A 21657-nucleotide genomic window follows, 5' to 3' on the forward strand; every position below is an offset into this window, starting at 1 on the left:
GGCGATGTCCGTACACCCCCGGCACCCCGGCGCGCGCGCGCGTCTCCGTGAAGCCACCCTGCAGCGGGCGGCACCCGCTCCCGCTCCGCTTCCGGAAGCGGGCCCGCCGGGGCGCGCTCCGCTCGCGGTGGTGGGGATCGGGGCGTCGGCGGGAGGGCTGAAGGCGCTGCAGCTCTTCTTCGAGGCCGTGCCCCCCGGCAGCGGCATGGCCTGGGTGGTGATCATCCACCTGGACCCGGGGCGGGAGAGCCGGATCGCCGCGCTCCTGCAGGACCGCACCGCGCTTCCCGTGACGCAGGTCACCCGCCCGGTCGAGCTGCAGGCCGACCACGTCTACATCATCCCGCCGGGGCACGACCTGGCGATGCACGACCGCGGCATCCGCGTGCACGAGCGCGGCGCGGGGCTCCACGTGCCCGTGGACCTGTTCTTCCGCACCCTGGCCGACGCGTACGGCCCTGACGCCGTGGGGGTGGTGCTCTCGGGCACCGGCTCGGACGGCACCTCGGGCGTCCGCTCCATCAAGGAGCGCGGCGGGATCACCGTGGCGCAGGAGCCCGCCGAGGCCGAATACGACGGGATGCCCGCCAGCGCCATCGCCACCGGGCACGTGGACCTGGTGCTCCCCGCGGGCCGCATCCCCGCCGAGCTCCTCCGCCTCCGGAAGGCACCCTCCGCGCTCTCCGCCGGCGCGCCGCCGGCCGACACCGAGGCGCTGCTGGCCCGGGTCTTCGCCGCGCTGCGCGCCCGGACGGGGCACGACTTCAGCCTCTACAAGCGCTCCACGGTGCTGCGCCGCCTGGACCGCCGGCTGCGCTTCAACGGCGTGAGCACGCTGGAGGAATACCTTCCCCTGCTGCGCGCGGGCGAGGCGGAGCCGGCGGCGCTCGTGCGCGACCTGCTGATCTCGGTCAGCGGCTTCTTCCGCGACGCCGACGCGTTCACGGCGCTGGCGGATGCGGTGCCGGCCCTCTTCGCGGGCAAGGGGCCCGACGACGCCGTCCGCGTCTGGGTGGTGGGGTGCGCCACGGGCGAGGAGGCCTACTCGATCGGCATCCTGCTGCGCGAGCATGCGGCCACGCTGGAGAGCCCGCCGCAGATCCAGATGTTCGCCACCGACATCGACGAAAAGGGGTACGCGTGGGGGCGCGAGGCGCTCTACCCGCCCGCGGCGGTGGCGGAGATCTCGCCCGAGCGGCTCCGCCGCTTCTTCGTGCAGGAGCCGGGGGGCTTCCGGGTGGGAAAGCCGCTGCGCGAGGCGGTGCTCTTCGCCGTCCACAACGTCCTGCACGACCCCCCGTTCTCGCGGCTGGACCTGATCAGCTGCCGCAACCTTCTCATCTACCTGCAGCCCGAGGCGCAGGAGCAGGTGGTGGAGACCTTCCACTACGCGCTGCAGGCGGGCGGGCTGCTCTTCCTGGGCGCCTCGGAGTCGGCCGGCGAGAGCGGGCTGTTCGTGCCCGCCGCCGGCCCGCAGCGGCTGTACCGGAGGAACGCCGCGCCGCACCGGGTGCCGCCCCGGCTCTCGGCCGCCGACCCGCCGGCACGGGCGGGCCCGCGCGCCGCCGATGCGGAAGGCCCGGGCCGGACCGCGTTCGCCTACGGCCCGCTGCACCTGCGCATGCTGGAGGAATACGCACCGCCCAGCCTGGTGGTGAACGAGCGGCTGGAGGTGGTCCACCTCTCCGGCGGGGCGGGGCGCTACCTGCACCTGGGCGAGGGCGAGCCCAGCCACGACCTGATCGCCCTGTCGCGCGGCGACCTCCGCCTGGAACTGCGCGCGGCGCTCTACCAGGCCTTCGAGAAGGGGCTCCCGACCACCCGGCGCGTCCGGGCCGACGGCGACGGCGGCCCCCCGGTGAGCCTGCGCGTGCACCCGCCCGTGGAGGGCGGGGAGGCGGGGCGGTACGCCCTGGTCGTCTTCGAGGAGCAGGCGCGGACGGAGGCGGAGGAGCCGGAGGCCCCCCCGCAGGCGCCGGACGGCTCGGGCCACCGGCGGGCCGTGACCCGCCTGGAGGAGGAGCTGCGGCGCACCCGGGAGCAGCTCGAGCACGCCAGCGCCGCGCGCGACCGGACCGTGGCGGAGCTGCAGGCGGCCAACGAGGAGCTGCGCTCGATCAACGAGGAGCAGAGGGCCGCGGCCGAGGAGCTGGAGACCAGCCGCGAGGAGATCCAGTCCGTCAACGAAGAGCTCACCACCATCAACCAGGAGCACCAGACCACCATCGAGGAGCTGAAGCGGACCAACGCCGATCTCCGCAACCTGATCGAGTCCACCGAGATCGGCACCATCTTCCTCGACCGCGAGATGCGGATCCGGCGCTTCACCCCCGCGGTCGAAGCGCTCTTCAACTTCGTCGGCACGGACGGGGGCCGCCCCCTTGCCCACATCACCCACCGGCTCCACTACCCGGCGCTGGTGGAGGACGTGCAGGGCGTGCTCACCTCGCTGCGGCGGATCGAGCGCGAGGTGCGCAGCGAGGCCGGCGCGTGGTACGTCGTCCGCATCAACCCCTACCGCGCCTTCGACGACAGGGTCGACGGCGTCGTCCTCACCTGCTACGACATCACCGCGCAGAAGCGCGTGGAAGAGGAGCTGCGCGAGGCGAAGCTCGCGGCCGAAGCGGCGAACCTGGCCAAGGGGGCCTTCCTGGCCACGCTCTCGCACGAGTTCCGCACCCCGCTCAACGCGATCCTGGGCTTCGCCGACATCCTCCACCTCGACGGGCCCCTCACCGAAGCGCAGGAGCGGAAGATCGAGCGGATCAGGGCGGGCAGCTGGCACCTCGCCTCCATGATCGACGAGATCCTGAGCTTCGCCAAGCTGGACGAGGGGCGGGAGCAGGTCCGGTCCGAGCGGTTCGACGCGAGGAGCGTCGCGCGCGAGGCCGAGATGCTGGTGGAGCCCCTCGCCGCGGCGAAGGGCCTCGCCTTCGTCCTCGACCTGCCCGGCGAGGCCGCCTGGCTGGAGACGGACGCGGGGAAGGCCCGCCAGATCCTGGCCAACCTGTGCGGGAACGCCGTGAAGTACACCGAGCGCGGGGAGATCCGGCTCTCCGTGCGGGCGGAGGGAGAGCAGGTCGTCTTCGAGGTGGCCGACAGCGGCATCGGCATCGCCCCCGAGCACCAGGCCCGCATCTTCGACCGCTTCTGGCAGGTGGACAGCGCCTCCACCCGCTCCTTCGGGGGGATGGGGATCGGGCTGGCGGCGGCCCGGGAGTTCAGCCGGCTGCTGGGGGGCGACGTGGAGGTCGAGAGCGAGCCGGGGCGCGGGAGCACCTTCCGCGTCCGGCTTCCCCGCACGCAAGGAGACGGATGACGCCCAGAAGGAAACCGCGGGGCGAAGCGATCGAGACCTACGCCCAGGACATCGTGAACACGGTGCGCGAGCCGCTGCTGATGCTCGACACCGCGCTGCGCGTGAGGTCCGCCAACCGCGCCTTCTACCAGACCTTCCAGGTCTCCGCGGGCGAGACCGAGGGCCGCCTGATCTACGAGCTGGGGAACGGGCAGTGGGACATCCCCGACCTGCGCACCCTGCTCGACGAGGTGATGGCCACCAGCTCGGTGTTCAACGACTACGAGCTGGAGCACACCTTTCCCACCATCGGCCGGCGGGTGATGCTGCTGAACGCGCGCAAGCTCCTGGCGGGCCACCACGGCGAGCTGCTGGTGCTGGCCATGGAGGACGTGACGGAGCGGCGCGCCGCCGAAGAGGAAGCGGCCCGGGCGCGCGAGGCATCCGAGACCGCCAACCGCACCAAGAGCCTGTTCCTGGCCAACATGAGCCACGAGCTGCGCACGCCGCTGAACGCCATCCTCGGCTACTCCGAGATGCTGCAGGAAGAGGCCCAGGAGCGCGGCCTGGACGCGTTCGTCGTCGACCTGCAGCGCATCCACACCGCGGGGCAGCACCTGCTGGCGCTGATCAACGACATCCTCGACCTGTCCAAGATCGAGGCCGGGAAGATGGACCTGTTCCTGGAGCGCTTCGACGTGGCCGAGCTCGTCGGCGACGTGGCCTCCACCATCCGCCCGGTGGTGGAGAAGAGCGCCAACACGCTGCGGGTGGAGCTGTCGCCGGAGCTGGGGGAGATGCGCGCCGATCTCAGCAAGGTCCGCCAGTCCCTGCTGAACCTGCTCTCCAACGCCGTCAAGTTCACCCATGGCGGCACCGTCACGCTGAGCGCCGGGCGGGAAAGCATGGACGGCGGCGAGTGGATGGTGTTCCGGGTATCCGACACGGGCATCGGGATGAGCGCCGAGCAGATCGTGAAGCTCTTCCAGGACTTCACCCAGGCCGATCCGTCGACCACGCGCAAGTTCGGCGGCACGGGGCTGGGGCTGGCCCTCACCCGCCGCTTCTGCCAGATGATGGGCGGCGACGTGACCCTGAACAGCGCCGCGGGCGAGGGGAGCGTCTTCACCATCAAGCTCCCCGCCTCCGTCGCGGAGGCGCCCGGGGCCTCCGCCGGCGCCCCCGGGGCGCCGCCGTCGTCCGACGGGGGCGACGGGGGCGAGCCGGCGCCAGCCGACGCGAACTGCGTGCTGGTGATCGACGACGACGCGGCGCAGCGCGACCTGATGCGGCGCTTCCTGCGCAGCGAGGGATTCTGCGTGCGCACCGCCCGCGGGGGCGAGGAGGGGCTGCGCCTGGCGCGCGAGATGCGCCCCGCGGCGATCACCCTCGACGTGATGATGCCCGGGATGGACGGCTGGACCGTGCTCGCGGCGCTGAAGGCCGACGCGGCGCTGCGCGAGATCCCGGTGATCATGCTGACCATGGTGGACGACCCCGAGCGCGGCTTCACCCTGGGCGCCGCCGACTACGCCACCAAGCCGGTGAACCGCCAGCGCCTGTCCCGGATCCTGCGCAGGCACACCTGCGCCGACCCGCCCTGCCCCGTGCTGGTGGTGGAGGACGACCCCGCCACCCGTACCCTCACGAGGCACATCCTGGAGAAGGAGGGGTGGAAGGTCCGCGAGGCCGGGAACGGGCGCGTCGCCCTGGAGATGATGCAGCGGGAGCGCCCGCGCCTGATCCTGCTGGACCTGATGATGCCGGAGATGGACGGCTTCGAGTTCGCCGACCGGGTGCGCCGCCACCCCGAATGGGGCTCCATCCCCATCGTGGTGGTGACCGCCCACGACCTGACCGACGAGGAGCGCCGGCGGCTGAGCGGCTACGTCGAGACGATCCTGCAGAAGGCCGGCGACTCGCACGAGACGCTGCTGCGCCAGGTGAGCGACCGGCTGAGCGACCTGGCCGCGCCGCGCGCCGTCCCTTTGCCCCGAGGAGAGGAAGCACTCGCGCCGCGGGCGTGAGCGCCTTCCGAACGTGCCATGCCGAGAATCCTGCTGGTGGAAGACAACGAGATGAACCGCGACATGCTCTCGCGCCGGCTGCAGCGCAAGGGGTTCCAGGTGGTGCTGGCGGTGGACGGGAGGGAAGGGGTGGAGATGGCCGCGCTGCACGCGCCGGACCTGGTGCTGATGGACATGAGCCTTCCCGTCCTCGACGGCTGGGAGGCGACGCGCCTCCTGAAGGCCGCGCCCGCCACGCGGCACGTCCCGGTCATCGCGCTCACCGCGCACGCCATGTCCGGCGACCGCGAGCGGGCCCTGGAGGCCGGCTGCGACGACTACGACACCAAGCCGATCGAGCTGCCGCGCCTGCTCGGCAAGATCGAGGCGCTCCTGGGCGGGGCGCCGGGCGCGGCGGCTTCCGCGGGGGAATCGTCCTCATGAACGAACCGCGACCTCCCCTCGACGCCGCGGCCCGGCACGCGGTGCCCGCGGAGCTGATCCACGACCTGCGCACGCCGCTCGGCCAGATCATCGGCTACTCCGAGATGCTGGTGGAGCAGGCGCGGGAGGCGGGGCAGGACGGCTTCGTGCCGGACCTGCAGAAAGTCGGCGCCGCGGCCTGGCGGCTGCTGGAGCTGATCAACGACCACTTCCATTCCGTCCCCACGCCGCCGGGCGGGCCCGCGGCATCCGCCAACGGCCGTGGACGCGAGCACGCGCCGCAGCGGGCCGGCGGGGTGCCGGCGCCGGGCGGAGGGGCGATGCGGCTGTCCGACTTCATCGTGGCGAACCGCGAGCCGATCCTGGCGGAGTGGGAGGCGTTCGCGCGGACGTGCACGCCCGCCAGCGGCGCGATGGACATCACGGCGCTGCGCGACCATGCCAGCGAGATGCTCACGGTCATCGCCGCGGATCTCGACACCCCGCAGGACGCGTTCGAGCAGTCCGAGAAATCGAAGGGGAATGCGCCGGACGATGCTGCCGGCGCGGACACCGCCGCCGAAGAGCACGGGGCGGGCCGGGCGGAAAGCGGATTCACCGTCGAACAGATGGTCTCCGAATACCGCGCCCTGCGGGCCAGCGTGATCCGGCTCTGGACGAAGGAGCGGGGAGCGCTCGCGCCCGCCGACGTCGACGACCTGACGCGGTTCAACGAGGCCGTCGACCAGTCGCTCGCCGAATCGATCACGCGGTACACGGCGGACCTGGAGTATTCGAAGGAGATGTTCCTCGCCGTCCTGGGGCACGACCTGCGGACGCCGCTCGGGGCGGTCATCACCTCGGCGAAGTTCATGCTCGAGACGCAGGAGCTGAAGGAGCCGAGCCTGACGCTCACCTCGCGGATCGCCGGCAGCGCCACCCGCATGGCCCACCTGGTCGGCGATCTCCTGGACTTCACCCGGAGCCGTCTCGGCGGAGGGATCCCGGTCGTGCGCGCGGACGCGAGCATGGGGAAGATCGTGCACGACGTCGTCGACGAGATCGCGGCGGCGTACCCGCAGCGAACCCTCCAGGTCGATGCGCGCGGCGAGCAGCGCGGGGAATGGGACTGCGCGCGCATCACCCAGGCGCTGACCAACCTGATCGGCAACGCACTGGAGCACGGCGCCGAGGGGACGACCGTCAGGGTCGAGGTCGGTGGAGACGACGCGGAGGTCACGATCGCGATCCACAACCGCGGCGCCGCGATCCCGGCCGACCGGCTGGACGGGCTCTTCAACCCGATGAAGGCGCGGGAGGCGACGGGAGGCACCGCGGCCGGCGGACCGTCCGGAAGCCTCGGCCTGGGCCTCTACATCGCCGAGCGGATCGTGACCGCGCACAACGGGCGGATCGGGGTGGAGTCGTCGGGAGAGCGCGGCACCACCTTCACGGTTCACCTGCCGCGCCGCGGATAGACGCGGCAGACCTGATCGCGGAGGCCGCGGCGGGGAAGGGCCGCACCTGCACCCTCGTTCTCCCCTCCGCGCGGGCTCGAGCGGCGGAGCCGTGGCCCTCCCCACGAGCGCGGCGTCGGCCGGGGAGCACCCGCCGGCCGCCACGCCCACGGACCCTTTCCGGATCCCGGTGTATGGGACGCAGGCCGCTTTCGCGGCCGCGCAGGACCTCACGGCAAGCGAGGCTCCCTTGACACCTTCCGACGCTCCCGCCGGCATGCTCCCGCCGCCCGGCACCGACGCCTTTCCCCCCGCCGCTCCGCATTCGGTGCCCGCCTACTCCCGCCCGCGCTGGCCGGCGGCGATGTCCCGCTGGTGGCGGGCCGCGTTCGCGCACAACACCTACGCCCGACGCACCGACGCGGCAGGCTCCGGGCCTGGCGGCCACCGCTTCTTCGAGCACCTGATCGGGCCCGCCGCCGACGATCCCGTGGCGGCCGCCGTCGCGCCCGGCGGGCCGGTCCGGGAGGCGTAGCCGCGGCGGTATCGTCGAGCGGGACGGTCGCAGGTTCGGACAATCGATCCCGGAGAGCAGGTTTCGGCCATGACCCGCCCGATCAGGCGCTCGACCGGAGGGACATGGAGGTGGGCCTGCGCGAGGGGGAACAGCGATCCCTGATGGTCTCGTCTCGGTCGGGCTGGGCTTTCGCATGAGCTGAACCGCGCATGAAACCGGCTCTCAGAACGTCCCATTGCGTGTGCCGTCTTCGTGATCGCTGTGAAAATCTGGCATAATGGGCATGATAGGAAGGTCGTAGAACGCCGCCGGCGTGTGGACATCACGCTCCGGCGGCGTTGCCAGGGTGGGATAGGATTTGGGACAGGCTGGGCGGCAGAGCCGGGCATTTTCGCCCGTGGAGTCCGGTAGGCTCTTCCGGAACACCCAAGATTCACAACAATTTACCGCACTCGCACGAATCTGATCGCGGACTCCGTGTGATACCACCTTCCGAAACCGACCGTGCATCCATGCCCCACACGAAGTCATCCTGAGGGAGCGTCCGCGCGTAATTCGCTCCCGCGCCAATGGTTGGACGCGACCGAAGGATCTACTCCGCGTGTCTGGCGGCCAGATGCGGTGCGCAGAAGCCGGCCTCGCTCCGGGGGTGAGTAGATCCTTCGGTCGCCGCCAAGCATCGTTGCCGAGGCAGGTTCGGCGCAGCGGCTCCCTCAGGATGACATCTTCTTTGCACAGTCGATCGCAGAATCTGGTAAGGGACATCGAAAATATCTCACGCAGAGTCAGCAGAGTAATGCAGAGAACACCTTTCCTCTGCTGACTCTGCGCGATCAAAAGCAGTCGCGGTTTGCGGCTACATCCGCTTGTACGCGGGGCCGCTGCCGCCCTCGCGCGGGGTCCAGCGGGGGCCCACCACGTCGGTGGCCTTGCAGTCGATGCAGTTGGGCGGGTTCACCACCAGCCGCTCTCCCTGGCGCTCGTAGACGCCCGCCGGGCAGACGTGCGCGTAGAAGTCGGCCAGCTCGCCCGTGACGTCCTCCCCCACGACCAGGTGGCTGGGGATGTCGTCGCGCGTCTGGTTCCCCGACTTGAACACCGCGTCCACCTTGCTGAAGGTGAGCTTGCCGTCGGGCGTGAACGGCTCCTCGGGCGCCACCACCCGCTCCGCCTGGGCGTCGGCGTGCATGTCGATCTTCCCCCCGGGGAACCGGCCGCGGGTGAGCGTCATCAGCCCCGCCTTGAAGCCGCCCGCGTAGAAGCCGCTCTTGAACGCCAGCCGCATGTTGCGCGTGCGGTGCAGGTCCTCGCGGATGTAGCTGCCGTCCACGGCCCGGTCGTACGCCGCCAGCGCCGCGGCCGACGTGTCGCCCGCCTTCAGCGCGTCGAAGACGGCCCGCGCGGCGAAGATCCCCGACTGCACGGCGTAGTGGACGCCCTTGAGCGAGGGCACGTCCACGAAGCCCACCGTGTCGCCCACCATCACCAGCCCGTCGCCCGTCTTCCGCTCGGGCAGCGCGTAGAAGCCGCCCTCGGGGATCGTCTTGGCCCCCCACTCCACCATCTCGCCGCCGTCCAGGTACTTCCGGAAGAACGGGTGCGTCTTCATCCGCTGCAGGAGCACGTGCGTGTCCAGCGTGCTGCGCCGGTAGTCGAGGCCCACGACGAGGCCCAGGGCGACCAGGTTCGGCTCCAGCGCGTACATGAAGCTCCCGCCGAAGGCGTCGCGCGGCAGGGGCCACCCCAGCGTGTGCACGATCCCCTCGAACGGCACCTTCGTCTCCCACAGCTCCTTCACCCCCAGCGCGAAGATCTGCGGGTTCTCGGAGCCGATGCCCCGCCACTTCCGGTACGCCTGCCCCAGCGCCCCGCGCGTCCCCTCGGCCAGCACCACCACCTTCGCGGTGAGGTCCGTCGGCGGCTCCGCGCCCGGGCCCGGCGTCCCGTCGCGCTTGAGCCCCGAGGGCGTCGTCCGCGCGCCGACCACCTTCTCCCCGTCCACCAGCAGCGAGTCGACGGGGAAGCCGGGGAGGACGTTGACCTCCAGCTCCTCGGCCTTGCCGCCCAGCCACCGCACGATCTCGCAGAGCGAGGCGACGTGGTTGCCGTGGTTCCGCATCGGCGGCGGCGTGGGGATGCGGAAATGCCCGCCGGCGGTGAGCAGGTAGACGGCCTCCTTCGTGACCGGGCCGCGGAAGGGGAAGTCGGCGTCGGTGAGCTCGGGGAAGAGCTCGCGGAAGGGGCGCGGGTTCACCACCGCGCCCGAGAGCTGGTGCTCGCCGAGCGCCGCGGCCTTCTCCAGCACGGCGACCTGCAGCCCGCCCAGCGCGCCGCCGGCCTCGCCGTCCTTGCGGGCCAGGCGCGCCAGCTCGATGGCGCAGGCGAGCCCCGCCGGCCCCGCGCCGACGATCACCACGTCCATCTCCAGCGCCTCGGCGTCGGGCGCCTCGGCCAGGATCAGCCGCTCCTGCGGCAGCTCGGGCTGGTGGGCGATCGGGAGCAGGCGTGCGTTGTCAGCCATGTGTAGGAAGTCGGTTGTCCCCGCTCCTGCACGGACGCGCCGGAAGCGGATAAAGGATGTCCGAAACGCAGCCGAGTGGAGCGCGCGGCAAGATACAGGGGGCGCGTGGACACCGCAAACTAATGCGTAAAGCCCGGAGTGAAGGATGAGCGATCATCTCACGAAACGAAAATTTCCTTGACTCTCCCAATGGACGATGCTACGAATACGCCAGGAAGAGCGACTTGGACACGACAATAAGGAGATTAACAATGGCCGTAATCATCCTAGAACCTGGCGAGATTTTCGAACACACTCATTCCCAGAACAGCACGACTGATCTGCAAGCAGGCCTCGTTCGATGCTCCTACGATGATGTTTCAATTGAACTTCGCCCCGGAAACACCGTGCTGATCCCTGCTGGCGTACCGCACGTTCTGGAAAATATCGGCGAAGTGCCTGCACACGTTGGGTGCCGGCATATAGATGTGGATGTTGATGATTCGCCACCGAAGCGACCGCCGCCGCCGCCATCGCCTAAGCCTTTCTAGCACAATGCCTCTCTTTAGAAAGAAGCAGCGAGCCGCAGAGGTGCCTGGAACACGTTCCTCTGGTCCACAGCGACTCGTCCAAGGTAGCCCGCTCGGCACGCTTCTGTTGTATACGTTGATTGGCACTATGACTTTGTGCTTTGTTTATGCATTCCTTCAGGAGAACTTCGTTGCACCTTCTTGGTACCCGGACAGACTACGCGGTGTGAAGATTCTCGACACAAACAATTCATTAACCCTCCTTGTGGCACTTTTAAGCCTTATTGCTGTGCGGCAACAGTTCATCGCGACTCTAACACCCTACCTGACATATTCATCGGAAGAGGCGATCAAACAGGTAGACGGTAAATCTGAGACGTGGTGGCAGGTTCACGTGCGCAATGTAGGGTCAGGAATTGCAAGTATTCAGTCTGTGCTCTACCACGTTGCGGTTTCCAGCGACACAGTAAACTTTAGTACTCCACCTATGAATTTACACGCCCAAGTTGTTGAGAAAATAAAGAATAAAGGCTTGGAGGAGGGCAAGGACTATAGCTTGTTGCGTTTCTCGCATGGGGCAATCATTGGCCCGAATGAGTCAATTATGGTGTTCGAAGCACCGCTAGAAAAGGCGAGGCTTCTAACAATGCTTGACATGCGAATCCGATTCGAAAGCCGTTCCGGGGAAGTTTATGAGAAGGACGTTTACTGCATTCGGGCAGATTGGCTTCCACAGCAGGAATCAGTGCCCCCAGCAGCACCTTCCCCACCGCCGGGAAACCAAGGGAATACAGAGAACGCCTCGACGGCGACTCAAAATCGGCAGCCCTTGGAAGGCGTTCCCCAAGAACCCCGGAAACAATAAGTAAAGCATCACCTCCGCTTCACAATGCTTGTTGCGGAGGCCGCATTGGGCTCACGGCTGGGCCGAATCGCTCACCGTGTTCGGCGGCGGCAGCCCCGGGCGCGCGGGCGCGGTGTCGTTGGCGATGGTGCCCTGGCCGCGCTCCGGGCTCCCGCCCGCGCGCTGCTCGTCGGGGTTGCCGCCCTGGTGCCGGCTGCCCGCCTCGCACGCCGCCGCCAGCGCCGCCACCAGCGCCAGCGCCGGGATCGTCCGCAGCTTCCGCATCGTCCCCCGTCCTCTTTCGTCTCTCGATGGTCGATCCCTGGCCCGCATGCCGGCGCCGCCTACCGCACACACCGCGCCGGGACCGCAGATCAGTTGAGCTGTTGGTTTGGGCGTGTCCCTCCGCTGCGCTCCGGGCCGGGCTGCGCGCGCCGTAGGGCACGATACGACTGTGCCCAACGGCGCCGGGCCACCGCCGCGACGATACCCCGTGTCGCGGCGGCGTCCCGGCCCTCCGGGCGCGCATCCCTCACGCGGGGCATCGCTCGAGCCGCTGGCGCCGCGAGTGCCTGAAGACACTCGCTGGAACCACGGAAAGCCTCGCAAACCCCGCGAGGCTTCAACTGCAACCCGCTTCTCCTCCGCGATCGATTTCGTCGCGCGGAGCGCCGAGGTGTTTCCCCTCTCCCGCAGTCTGGGAGAGGGGAGCGCGGCCCCTGGTCGTGAGGAACGAACGACCGGAGCCGCGCGGGGGAGAGGGCCCCCGGCGGCCGCGCCGCCGGCGGTCGAGGCATGCCGCGACCCTGCGGAACGGTTCGGAATGCCGTCGCAGGCTGTCCCCTGTTCCCTGTACCCCGCCGTCACCGCCACTCGTGCATCAGCTTCGCCATGATCGCCTTCTGCGCGTGCAGGCGGTTCTCGGCCTCGTCGAAGACGCGCGAGCGGGGGCCCTCGATCACCTCGTCGGCCACCTCCTCGCCGCGGTGCGCGGGGAGGCAGTGCAGGAAGATGGCGCGCTCCGAGGCGCGGCCCATCAGCGCCTCGTCGACGCGGAAGCCCTGGAAGTCGCGCTCGCGCTTGGCCTGCTCCTCCTCCTGGCCCATCGACGCCCACACGTCGGTGTTCACCACGTCGGCGCCCTCCACCGCCTCGCGCGGGTCGTGGGTCAGGACGACGCGGGCGGCCGAGCGCGCCCGCTCCAGGATCTCCGTGTCCGGCTCGTACCCCGGCGGGACCGCCAGGCGCAGCTCGAAGCCCAGCCGGTACGCCGCGTTCAGCCACGAGTTGGCCATGTTGTTGCCGTCGCCCACCCAGGCCACCTTCACGCGCTCCAGGTCGGGGCCCAGGCTCTCCCGGACCGTCTGCAGGTCGGCCATGATCTGGCACGGATGCAGCAGGTCGGTGAGGCCGTTGATCACGGGGACCGAGCCCCAGCGCGCCAGCTCGTCCACGTCGGCCTGGGCGAAGGTGCGGATCATCACGCCGTCCACGTAGCGCGAGAGCACGCGGGCGGTGTCCCGGATCGGCTCGCCGCGGCCCAGCTGGATGTCGCGCGACGACAGGAAGAGCGCGTGGCCGCCCAGCTGGTAGGCGCCCACCTCGAAGGAGACGCGCGTGCGGGTGGATCTCTTGGTGAAGATCATGGCCAGCGTCTTGCCGGCCAGCGGCTGCTCGCGGTACTCGCCGCGCTTCATCCGCGCGGCCAGCTCCAGCGTGGCGAGCAGCTCCTCCCGGCTGAAGTCCGGGATGGCGGTGAAGTGGCGCACGGAGGCGTTCGGCATGGCGTGGACGGGTGCGGGGTGCGGCCTCGCGGAGGCCCCGGCGGGGGCGCGGCAAGATAGCACGCCGCCCCGGCGCGGGGAACCTCGCCGCGCCAGCAGCGTACAAGCCCTTCCGCCGCAACGGGATACGCACCCCGGAGCGCGCGGCGCGGACCCCCGGCGGGGGACGCGGGGCGCCCTTCCTTTTTCGGACGAGCGTTCATACTATTTCTGCTCCGCGACGGCGATCGCGCGCGAGGACGTCCGGTTCCGGCGCCCCCGCGCGTTCCCATGGGATGCCCGCGCCGCGTCCGGCCGAGCCGCCCGGTCCCTCATCCTCCGAGTCCCGATGAAGCGCATCCTCCCGGTCTTCCTGCTCGCGGTGGCCTTCGCCGCGTGCAAAGACGGCTCCGGCTCCGGCCCCCGGCTCCGCTCGCTCACCCTGTCGCCGGAAGACGCCTTCACCTCGGTGGGCGACACCGCCGTGCTCACCGTCACCGCCACGGGCGAGAGCGGCGGCGCGGTGAACCCCGACGTCGACTTCCGCAGCCTGAACCCCGCGGTGGCGCGGGTGGACGGCGAGGGCGTGATCACCGGCGTGGCGGTCGGCAGCACGCAGGTGATCGGCGAGGGCGGCGGCGCGGCCGACACCGTCGACGTGACGGTGTTCGCGCAGGGCACGCTGCTCCGGCTGAACACCAACGCCGACGTCGACTGCACCGCCCCCGACATCCGCAAGGGGCGGGTGGTGGCCAACTCGCAGTTCCTGCAGATCGTGGAGGACGTGCAGAACCCGGCGGGCGGCTTCACCCAGGCCGAGTACCAGGCGATCGGCGCGCGCTTCGACAACCTGAACTACCCCGTCAACGTGGCCAACTTCGGGGCGCCCACCGACATCGACAACAACGGCAGGATCATCGTCTTCTACACCCGCGCGGTGAACGAGATGACCCCGCGGGGCGCCGGCTTCTTCGTCGGCGGCTTCTTCTTCGGCCGCGACCTCTTCCCGAAGACGGAGACCCCGCGCGCGGGGGCGTGCCCCGCCAGCAACGTGGCCGAGATCTTCTACGTGCTGGCGCCGGACCCCAACGGCGAGGTCAACGGCAACCGCCGCACGACGGCGTTCGTGCGCGAGCAGACCATGTCCACGCTCTCGCACGAGTTCGAGCACCTGATCAACGCCTCGCGGCGCCTGTACGTGAACACCAACACGCGCGTGTTCGAGGGCGTCTGGCTGGACGAGGGGCTGGCGCACATCGCCGAGGAGCTGGCGTTCTACGCGTTCGGCGGGCTGGCGCCGCGGCAGAACCTGCAGCAGTCCACGCTGTTCGACACCCAGCCGCACGTGGACGCCTACAACGAGTACGCGCGCGCCAACTTCGGCCGCCTGCGCACCTACCTGCAGAGCACCGAGAACCAGTCGCCGCTGGGCGAGACGCTGCGCGACGACGACCTGGAGACGCGCGGCGCCGCCTGGAGCTTCCTGCGCTACTCGGCGGACCGGCGGGCCGGCAACGACGCGCAGTACTGGTTCGCGCTGGTGAACAACCCCGACAGCGGGGTGATCAACCTGCGCAGCGTGCTGGGGACCGACCCCTCGCCCTGGTTCCGCGACTGGACGGTGGCCAACTACGCCGACGACGGGGTGGCGGGGGTGGAGGCGCGCTTCACCCACCCGAGCTACAACTTCCGCAACCTGTACGCGCACCCGCAGGTGGCGGGCGCCTACCCGCTGCTGGTGAAAAACCTGGTCGACGGGCAGACGGTCACCACCTCCATCCAGGCGCTCAGTGCGGGGTACTACCGCTTCGGCGTGGCGGCCGGCGGCACGGCCACCCTGCGCGTGACCGCGTCGGGGACCGGCGACGCCAGCGCGTGCGCCAACGTGGCGCTGGCGGTGGGGCAGGTGTACCAGGGCGGCCCCGAAGTGCCGGCGCTCTGCTTCTCCGGCGGCGCCGCGGGGGCGGAGTTCGTGCTGGTCCCGTTCAACGCCTCGCAGACCACGGGCTCCAACCTGGGGATCTCGATCGTGGCCACGGGGATCGTGCCGGTGGTGGGCCCGCCGAGCCCGTCCCTGGCCCCCTCGTCGCTGGTGGCGGGGCTGGAGCGGGCCGACGCGTCGCTCTTCAACGACGGCGGCTTCCACATGCGCCTGCGCTACCGCGAGCGCGAGCTGGCCGAGGAGCTGCTGGGCGGCGGCGGGGGCACCCGGCTGCGCCCGATGAGCCAGGTGGCGGCCGCCCCGGCCCCGGCGGACATCCGCATCCAGGTGCTGCGGACCAAGTAGGCCGCCGGCCGGACGCCTGAAAGAGACGGCACCCCTCGCGCGCGAAGGGTGCCGTCGTTTTGCGGACCGCGGGGACCCTCTCCCCCGCGCGGCCCCGGTCGCTCGTTCCCCGCGACCAGGGGCTGCGCTCCCCTCTCGCAGACTGCGGGAGAGGGGAAACCCCCGGCGCTGCGCGCGACGAAACCACCTGGAGGTGCGGTTGAAGCCTCGCGGGGTTTGCGAGGCTTTCCGTGGTTCCAGCGAGCGTCTTCAGGCGCTTGCGACCCCGGCGCTCGCGCTTCGGCACCTCGCGCCCGCTGCTCGCGCCCCGGCCTCGCGCCCGCCCCGCCATCGCCCTGCGCATTTTGTCGTTCCCCAGCTCAGGGTAGCGCAGGGGAGCGGGTGTCTGGTTACATTGGTGGGACGCTCCGCTCCACGTCACGAAGAGGGCCGGCCGGACGTTCCCAAGGGATCGCCTCCAGCCTCCCATCCGCCAACTTCCGCATTCCGGTCCTCATGAAGCGCCTCCTCGCCCTCGCCGCCCCGGCGGCCCTGCTGCTGGCCGCCGCCTGCGACCGCGACCCCACCGAGCCCCCGGCCCCGATCGCCAGCGTGGCGCTGGCCCCCGACGAGCGCACCCTGGCCGTGGGCGAGACGATGCAGCTGGTGGCCACCGTGCGCGACACGCGCGGCGGCGAGCCCGCCGAGCCCGACCTGCGCTGGAGCAGCGACGCGCCCGGCGTGGCCGCGGTCGACGGAGGCGGCGTGGTGCGGGGGCTTGCGCCGGGGACGGCCACCCTGCGCGCCGCGGTGGGCGACAGGTCGGCCGCCGTGCGCGTGTTCGTGGCCGCCGCGCCGCCCGGCTGCGACCAGCCGGGGGCGGTGCGCGCCCTGGCGGTGGGCGAGGCGGTGGTGGCGGGCGGCGTCGGCGCCTCGGTGCTGTGCCTGGACGGGGGCGCCGGGGGGAAGGAGTACGTGGCCGTCCCCTTCAACTCGGCCGACGACTTCGGCCGCCTGCCGCTCGCGGTGAGCACGGCGGGGACGGTGCCCGTCTCGCCCGTGAGCCCCTCGCGCGTCCCGGCTTTCGACCTGGGCGGGGAGGGCGAGCCGGTGCCGGACGGCGGGTGGGAGGCGCGGCTGCGCGGGCGCGCGGAGCGGGAGCTGGAGCGCTTCGTGGGCGCGGCGCGCGCCCTGGCCGCCGCGCGCGAGGGGGGCGGCACGGCGCTCGCCCCGCGGCTGGACCTGGCCACGCGCAACGTGCAGCCGGGCGACCAGCTGCGCATCAACGCCAGCGTGGCCTCGTGCGACACCCCCAGCGTGCGCACGGGGCGCGTGGTGGCCGTCACCGAGCGCGCGGTGCTGGTGGCCGACGCGGCCAACCCGGCGGGGGGCCTGAGCGACGCCGACTACCAGGCGCTGGGCGCGGCGTTCGACACGCTCGCTTGGCCGGTGGACGTGGCCGCCTTCGGCGCGCCGGGCGACGTGGACGGCAACGGGCGGGTGGTGGTGTTCTTCACCCGCGCGGTCAACGAGCTCACGGAGCGGGGCGCGGGCGGCTTCGTGGCGGGCTTCTTCCACCCGCGCGACCTCTTCCCCACGCGCGACCGCGAAGGGCTGGACGCGTGCCGGTCCAGCAACTACGCCGAGATCCTGTACATGATGGCGACCGACCCGGCGGGGCAGGTGAACGGCAACGTGCGCGCGCGCGACTTCGTGCTGCGCACCTCGCCGGGGACCCTGGCGCACGAGCTCCAGCACCTGATCAGCGCGTCGCGGCGCCTGTACGAGCTCGAGACGCCGTTCTGGAACGAGGTGGCGTGGCTGAACGAGGGGCTCAGCCACGTGGCCGAGGAGCTGGCCTTCTACCGCGCCGCGGGGCTCGGCCCGCGGCAGCGCCTGACCTCGGCCGCGCTGGCCGCCCCCCGCACGCGCGCCGCGCTGCTGTCGTACCAGTCGGCGAACCTGCAGCGCTACGCCCGCTTCCTGGCCGACCCCGAGACCGAGACGCCGCTGGGGAAGTTCGCGAACGACGACGCCCTGGAGACGCGCGGCGCCGCCTGGGCGTTCCTGCGCTACGCGGCCGACCGCCGCGGCGGCGACGAGACGGCGTTCTGGAAGAGCCTGGTGGAGTCGAGCTCGGTGGGGCTGGCCAACCTGCACGCCGCGCTGGGCGCCGATCCGCGGCTGTGGATGCGCGACTGGATGGCCTCGGTGTTCGCCGACGGCGTCGTGCCCGGCCTCGACGCGCGCTACACCATGCCGAGCTGGGACTTCCGCTCGGTGCTGGCGCCGCTGCCGCTGTGGACCCGGCCGCTGGACGTGAACGGCGCCACGGGCTTCACCCTGTCGGGCGGCTCGGGCGCGTTCGTGCGCTTCGCCGTCGCCGCGGCGGGCGTGGGGACCCTGCGCGTCGGCTCCGGCGCCGCCGCCCCGCCCTCGCAGGCCTTCGTGACGGTGATCCGGACGAAGTAGCTCCAGGCGAGCCCCGGAAGACGACACAGCCCCGGCGCCGTTCGCGGTGCCGGGGCCGGTCTTTTTCGTGGGATCGGGATCCGAATATCACATACCTTCCGAAATCGACTGCGCATTCCATACAACACGAAAGTCATCCTGAGGGAGCGTCTGCACATAACCCGCGCCCGCGCAAATGGTTGGACGCGACCGAAGGATCTACTCCGCGTGTCTGGTGGCCAGATGCAGTGCGCAAAAGCCAGCCTCGCTCCGGGGTGAGTAGATCCTTCAGTCGCCGCCAGACATCGGTTCCGGGGCAGGTTCGGCGCAGCGGCTCCTTCAGGATGACATCCTTTTGCACAATCGGTTGCGGAATCTGGTATCGCGCAGAGCAGCAGAGTCAGCAGAGCACGAACCGCAGCCCTAACCGACGCCGCGTGGTCCCGACCTACATCCCGACGTACTTGAGGCCGCTGCCGGTGTTGAAGAGGACGACGGAGTCTTCGGGGCGGACCGCGCCGGCCTCGCGCAGGCGGGCGACGGCGGCGGCGGTGGCGGCGCCCTCGGGGGCGCAGAAGATCCCGGTGTCGCCGCCGACGACGGGGGTCCAGCGGCGCATCTCCTCGTCGGCGACGGCCACGGCCGCGCCGCCGGAGGCGCGGACCGCCTCCAGGATCAGGAAGTCGCCCACGGCGCGCGGCACCCTGAGCCCCGACGCGTAGGTGTGCGCGTCCGCCCACGGCGCGGCGTCCTCCGTCCCCTCTTCCCAGGCGCGCACGATCGGCGCGCACCCGGCGGCCTGCACCGACACCATCCGCGGGCGCTCGGGCCCGATCCACCCCAGGCGCTCCATCTCGTCGAACGCCTTCCACATCCCCACCAGCCCGGTGCCCCCGCCGGTGGGGTAGACGATCACGTCGGGGAGCGTCCAGCCGAGCTGCTCGGCCAGCTCGTACCCCATCGTCTTCTTCCCCTCGACGCGGTACGGCTCCTTGAGCGTGGAGAGGTCGAACCAGCCGTGCTCGCGCGCGCCCTCGGCCACGCGCACCGCGCAGTCGGTGATGAGCCCGTCCAGCAGCTCCAGATCGGCGCCGAGCGCGCGCATCTCCTCCAGGATCGGCCCGGGAGTGTCGCGGGGGACCACCACGTGGGCGCGCATCCCCGCGGCGGCGGCGTACGCCGCGGTGGCGCTCCCCGCGTTCCCGGCCGACGGCAGCGCCACCTCGGTGATCCCCAGCTCCTTCGCGCGCGAGACGGCCAGGCAGAGCCCGCGCGCCTTGAACGAGGCGGTGGGGTTCTGCCCCTCGTCCTTGACCCAGAGCCGGGCGACGCCGAGCCGCGCCGCCAGCCGGGGCGCCTCGACCAGCGGCGTCCATCCCTCGCCCAGGCGGATGGCGTGGGCGGGGTCGCGCACGGGGAGGAGCTCGGCGTAGCGCCAGAGGTCGGCGGAGCGCCCGGCCAGGTCTTCGCGCCGGAGCCGCCGCCCCACCGCCTCCAGGTCGTAGCGCGGGTACAGCGGCTTCTCGCAGCAGGGCGAGAGCCGGTGCGGCACCTCGCTCTCGTGGCGCGCGCCGCAGCGCGTGCACTCCAGGTGCGAGGCGCCGCCGGGGGGGATCACGTCCGTCATGTCGAAACCGATCGTCGGGGTCGAGTCTTTCCTCACCGCCGGGCCGGCCGCGCGGCCAGCACCGTCTCCACCGGCCCGCCGCACGTGCCGCAGGCCTCGCGCGGGCCCTCCTCCCAACGATGGCAGGCCAGGCAGAGGGTGACCAGGCGGCCCTCCTCCTCGCTGGCGGCGGGGAGGAGGAACGCGGCGCCGTCCGCGCCCACCACGCGTAAGGCGGGGCCCGTGTAGAAGTGCGCCAGCAGGTCGCGCACGTCGCCGTCGGCGGCCTTCGCGGTCACCACGTCCTCGCGCGTGACGGCGGTGCGGTTGCGGAAGCGGCTGCGCTCGGCCGTCCAGGTGCGCTCCACCCCCGGCTCGGGCTCGAGCGTCAGCGTGAGCCCCCGCGCCTCCAGCGCGAACGGCACCGCCAGCCTGCGCCTGAGCCGCTCCGCCGCACGCCGCACCTCGGGGCCCGGCGCCAGTTGCCCGCGGTTGGCCGGGTGGATCGACGGGTCGCAGAAGATCGTGGCGCGCGCGTGCGACCAGAGCGGGGTCTTCAGGTCGCCCACGTCGGTCTCCGCCACCGCCGTGTAGTCGTACGGCCGCTCCACGGGGCCCACCTCGATGCGCGTCCCCCGCACCCCCGGCGCGCCCTCCAGCTCCGCCAGCAACGCGCGGGCGAGCAGCTCCCGCCGCTCGCGGTCGGCCAGCGGGCACCACAGGTCGGGCTGCAGCAGCTCGGGGAAGTCCATCGTCCTTCGGTCGTCGCGCGGGCGTCGGTCGTGAGCGCGCCAATCTACCCCCCGCGCGCCCGGCCTGCCATGCGACGCCCGTTCGGCGAGCCACATCCCGGCAGCGGGACGTGAAATGTCTCACGCAGAGCAGCAGAGTCAGCAGAGAATGCCACGTCGTTCTCTGCTACCACCTGGCGAAACCGACGTGCATTCCACGCGATACGAAGCAGGTCATCCTGAGGGAGCGTCCGCGCATAACTCGCTCCCGAGTAAATGGTTGACCCAGCCATTGGTGCCGGGGCAGGCTCGGCGCAGCGGCTCCCTCAGGATGACACCCCGTTGCACGATCGATCGTGGGATCCGGTATGCCGACTCTGCCGCCCGAACGCGACGCGGCCCCGGCGGGGAGCGCCGGGGCCGCGTCGGTGGAGCGCCGAACGGTTGGGGCCGGTCGGGTCAGAACACTTCCACGGCGTTGTCGCCCATCGGCTGGAAGGAGAGGGGCAGCGCCACCCAGGCGCTCACCGCGGCGCCGTCGAGCTCCGCGGGGCGGAAGCGCATCCGGTGCGCCACCCGCAGGGCGGCCAGGCCGAACGCGTCGTGGGTGGCGTGCTCGATGGAGACGCTCCCGGCGTCGACGCGGCCGTCCGGCAGCACGCGGAAGCGCACCACCGCCTGGCCCTCCACGCCCGCGTCGCGCAGCAGCGGCGGGTAGGCGCGCTGCATCGTCCGCATGACCTCCGCCTGGTTCATCAGCTCCGGCGGCAGGTCCACGTCGGAGAGCTCCAGCGTGCGCACCAGGGGCGGGGCCACCACCACCTCGGGCGGCGGCGGGACGTGCATCGCCGGGGCCTCGACGCGGATGACCTCCACGGTGCGCTCGTGGTGGCGGCCGTGGAAGTGGTGGTGGCGCAGCGCGTGGAAGGGGCCCACGCCCATCCACGTCGCCCCGCCGATTCCGAGGAGCGCGAGCGCCGCCACGGCCGCGAGCGTCGGTCCCGTGCGGGCGCGGGGCGGCGGCGCGAACGCCTGGGCGGCCGGGTAGCCGCACCCGGGGCATGCGATGGCGGCGGTGCTGATCTGGCGGCCGCACTCGGGACAATCGATCAGGCTCACGGCAGGCCTCCGCGCGGGGGGGACTTCAGGGCGAGCACCCTGCAACGAACGAGGGGGCGCGGCTCTGCCACGCCCGCGAATTCGATGCCGGGACGCGCGCTTTGGTTGGCGGCCGGGGATTCGTGCGAGATTAAGATGGAAAAGCC

General features: G+C 71.4%; 14 protein-coding genes. 8 read left to right on the plus strand and 6 right to left on the minus strand.

Annotated features, from left to right (window positions below; all coding sequences use genetic code 11):
- Positions 1 to 4 precede the first annotated feature (4 nt).
- The 5 genes from VF746_28460 to VF746_28480 all read left to right on the plus strand — a co-directional run bounded on the left by VF746_28460 (position 5) and on the right by VF746_28480 (position 7719).
- Positions 5 to 3319, plus strand: a complete 3315-nt coding sequence (locus VF746_28460) for a chemotaxis protein CheB (GenBank protein ID HEX8696385.1) — start codon at positions 5 to 7, stop codon at positions 3317 to 3319.
- Positions 3316 to 5325, plus strand: a complete 2010-nt coding sequence (locus VF746_28465) for a response regulator (GenBank protein HEX8696386.1) — start codon at positions 3316 to 3318, stop codon at positions 5323 to 5325. The genes VF746_28460 and VF746_28465 overlap by 4 nt, the downstream gene beginning before the upstream one ends.
- 18 nt (positions 5326 to 5343) lie before the next feature.
- Positions 5344 to 5748, plus strand: coding sequence for a response regulator (locus tag VF746_28470; GenBank protein ID HEX8696387.1), 405 nt, complete (start codon positions 5344 to 5346; stop codon positions 5746 to 5748).
- Entirely contained in the window at positions 5745 to 7205 is a 1461-nt protein-coding gene (locus tag VF746_28475) for a histidine kinase dimerization/phospho-acceptor domain-containing protein (GenBank protein ID HEX8696388.1), read from the plus strand. The genes VF746_28470 and VF746_28475 overlap by 4 nt, the downstream gene beginning before the upstream one ends.
- 229 nt (positions 7206 to 7434) lie before the next feature.
- Positions 7435 to 7719 carry a hypothetical protein gene (locus VF746_28480; GenBank protein ID HEX8696389.1) on the plus strand — a complete coding sequence of 95 codons (285 nt, stop codon included), beginning with the start codon at positions 7435 to 7437 and terminating at the stop codon, positions 7717 to 7719.
- A gap of 838 nt (positions 7720 to 8557) precedes the next feature.
- On the opposite strand, the gene VF746_28485 is transcribed toward VF746_28480, so the two are convergent.
- On the minus strand, positions 8558 to 10222 hold the full coding sequence (locus VF746_28485) for an electron-transfer flavoprotein:ubiquinone oxidoreductase (GenBank protein ID HEX8696390.1): 1665 nt from the start codon (positions 10220 to 10222) through the stop codon (positions 8558 to 8560).
- A gap of 735 nt (positions 10223 to 10957) precedes the next feature.
- On the opposite strand from VF746_28485, the gene VF746_28490 reads away from it, so the two are divergent.
- Positions 10958 to 11596, plus strand: coding sequence for a hypothetical protein (locus VF746_28490; GenBank protein ID HEX8696391.1), 639 nt, complete (start codon positions 10958 to 10960; stop codon positions 11594 to 11596).
- 51 nt (positions 11597 to 11647) lie between these two features.
- Here VF746_28490 and VF746_28495 read toward each other — a convergent pair whose 3' ends face one another.
- Positions 11648 to 11860 carry a hypothetical protein gene (locus VF746_28495; GenBank protein HEX8696392.1) on the minus strand — a complete coding sequence of 71 codons (213 nt, stop codon included), beginning with the start codon at positions 11858 to 11860 and terminating at the stop codon, positions 11648 to 11650.
- A gap of 578 nt (positions 11861 to 12438) precedes the next feature.
- On the minus strand, positions 12439 to 13359 hold the full coding sequence (argF, locus tag VF746_28500; GenBank protein HEX8696393.1) for an ornithine carbamoyltransferase: 921 nt from the start codon (positions 13357 to 13359) through the stop codon (positions 12439 to 12441).
- 328 nt (positions 13360 to 13687) lie between these two features.
- On the opposite strand from argF, the gene VF746_28505 reads away from it, so the two are divergent.
- Both VF746_28505 and VF746_28510 read left to right on the plus strand, forming a co-directional pair.
- Positions 13688 to 15625: an Ig-like domain-containing protein gene (locus VF746_28505; GenBank protein HEX8696394.1), complete on the plus strand. Its 1938-nt coding sequence runs from the start codon at positions 13688 to 13690 to the stop codon at positions 15623 to 15625.
- A 495-nt stretch (positions 15626 to 16120) separates the two neighbouring features.
- Positions 16121 to 18076, plus strand: a complete 1956-nt coding sequence (locus VF746_28510) for an Ig-like domain-containing protein (GenBank protein ID HEX8696395.1) — start codon at positions 16121 to 16123, stop codon at positions 18074 to 18076.
- Between the two features lie 427 nt (positions 18077 to 18503).
- Here the strand turns inward: VF746_28510 and VF746_28515 are convergent, their stop codons facing one another.
- The 3 genes from VF746_28515 to VF746_28525 form a co-directional block, all read right to left on the minus strand.
- Positions 18504 to 19682 (minus strand): threonine synthase, encoded by a 1179-nt coding sequence (locus VF746_28515; GenBank protein HEX8696396.1) that lies wholly within the window; start codon positions 19680 to 19682, stop codon positions 18504 to 18506.
- Positions 19683 to 19714: 32 nt separating this feature from the next.
- On the minus strand, positions 19715 to 20413 hold the full coding sequence (locus tag VF746_28520; protein ID HEX8696397.1) for a hypothetical protein: 699 nt from the start codon (positions 20411 to 20413) through the stop codon (positions 19715 to 19717).
- Positions 20414 to 20851: 438 nt separating this feature from the next.
- Positions 20852 to 21511 (minus strand): TonB family protein, encoded by a 660-nt coding sequence (locus VF746_28525; protein HEX8696398.1) that lies wholly within the window; start codon positions 21509 to 21511, stop codon positions 20852 to 20854.
- Positions 21512 to 21657: the final 146 nt, after the last annotated feature.

Source organism: Longimicrobium sp., assembly GCA_036389795.1.
Taxonomy (GTDB): domain Bacteria; phylum Gemmatimonadota; class Gemmatimonadetes; order Longimicrobiales; family Longimicrobiaceae; genus Longimicrobium.

Bases quoted from the DNA above. Each gene is read 5' to 3' on its own strand.
- VF746_28460 (HEX8696385.1), top strand. From the start codon at position 5: ATGTCCGTACACCCCCGGCACCCCGGCGCGCGCGCGCGTCTCCGTGAA.
- VF746_28465 (HEX8696386.1), top strand. From the start codon at position 3,316: ATGACGCCCAGAAGGAAACCGCGGGGCGAAGCGATCGAGACCTACGCC.
- VF746_28470 (HEX8696387.1), top strand. From the start codon at position 5,344: ATGCCGAGAATCCTGCTGGTGGAAGACAACGAGATGAACCGCGACATG.
- VF746_28475 (HEX8696388.1), top strand. From the start codon at position 5,745: ATGAACGAACCGCGACCTCCCCTCGACGCCGCGGCCCGGCACGCGGTG.
- VF746_28485 (HEX8696390.1), bottom strand. From the start codon at position 10,222: ATGGCTGACAACGCACGCCTGCTCCCGATCGCCCACCAGCCCGAGCTG.
- VF746_28495 (HEX8696392.1), bottom strand. From the start codon at position 11,860: ATGCGGAAGCTGCGGACGATCCCGGCGCTGGCGCTGGTGGCGGCGCTG.
- argF (HEX8696393.1), bottom strand. From the start codon at position 13,359: ATGCCGAACGCCTCCGTGCGCCACTTCACCGCCATCCCGGACTTCAGC.
- VF746_28505 (HEX8696394.1), top strand. From the start codon at position 13,688: ATGAAGCGCATCCTCCCGGTCTTCCTGCTCGCGGTGGCCTTCGCCGCG.
- VF746_28510 (HEX8696395.1), top strand. From the start codon at position 16,121: ATGAAGCGCCTCCTCGCCCTCGCCGCCCCGGCGGCCCTGCTGCTGGCC.
- VF746_28515 (HEX8696396.1), bottom strand. From the start codon at position 19,682: ATGACGGACGTGATCCCCCCCGGCGGCGCCTCGCACCTGGAGTGCACG.
- VF746_28520 (HEX8696397.1), bottom strand. From the start codon at position 20,413: ATGGACTTCCCCGAGCTGCTGCAGCCCGACCTGTGGTGCCCGCTGGCC.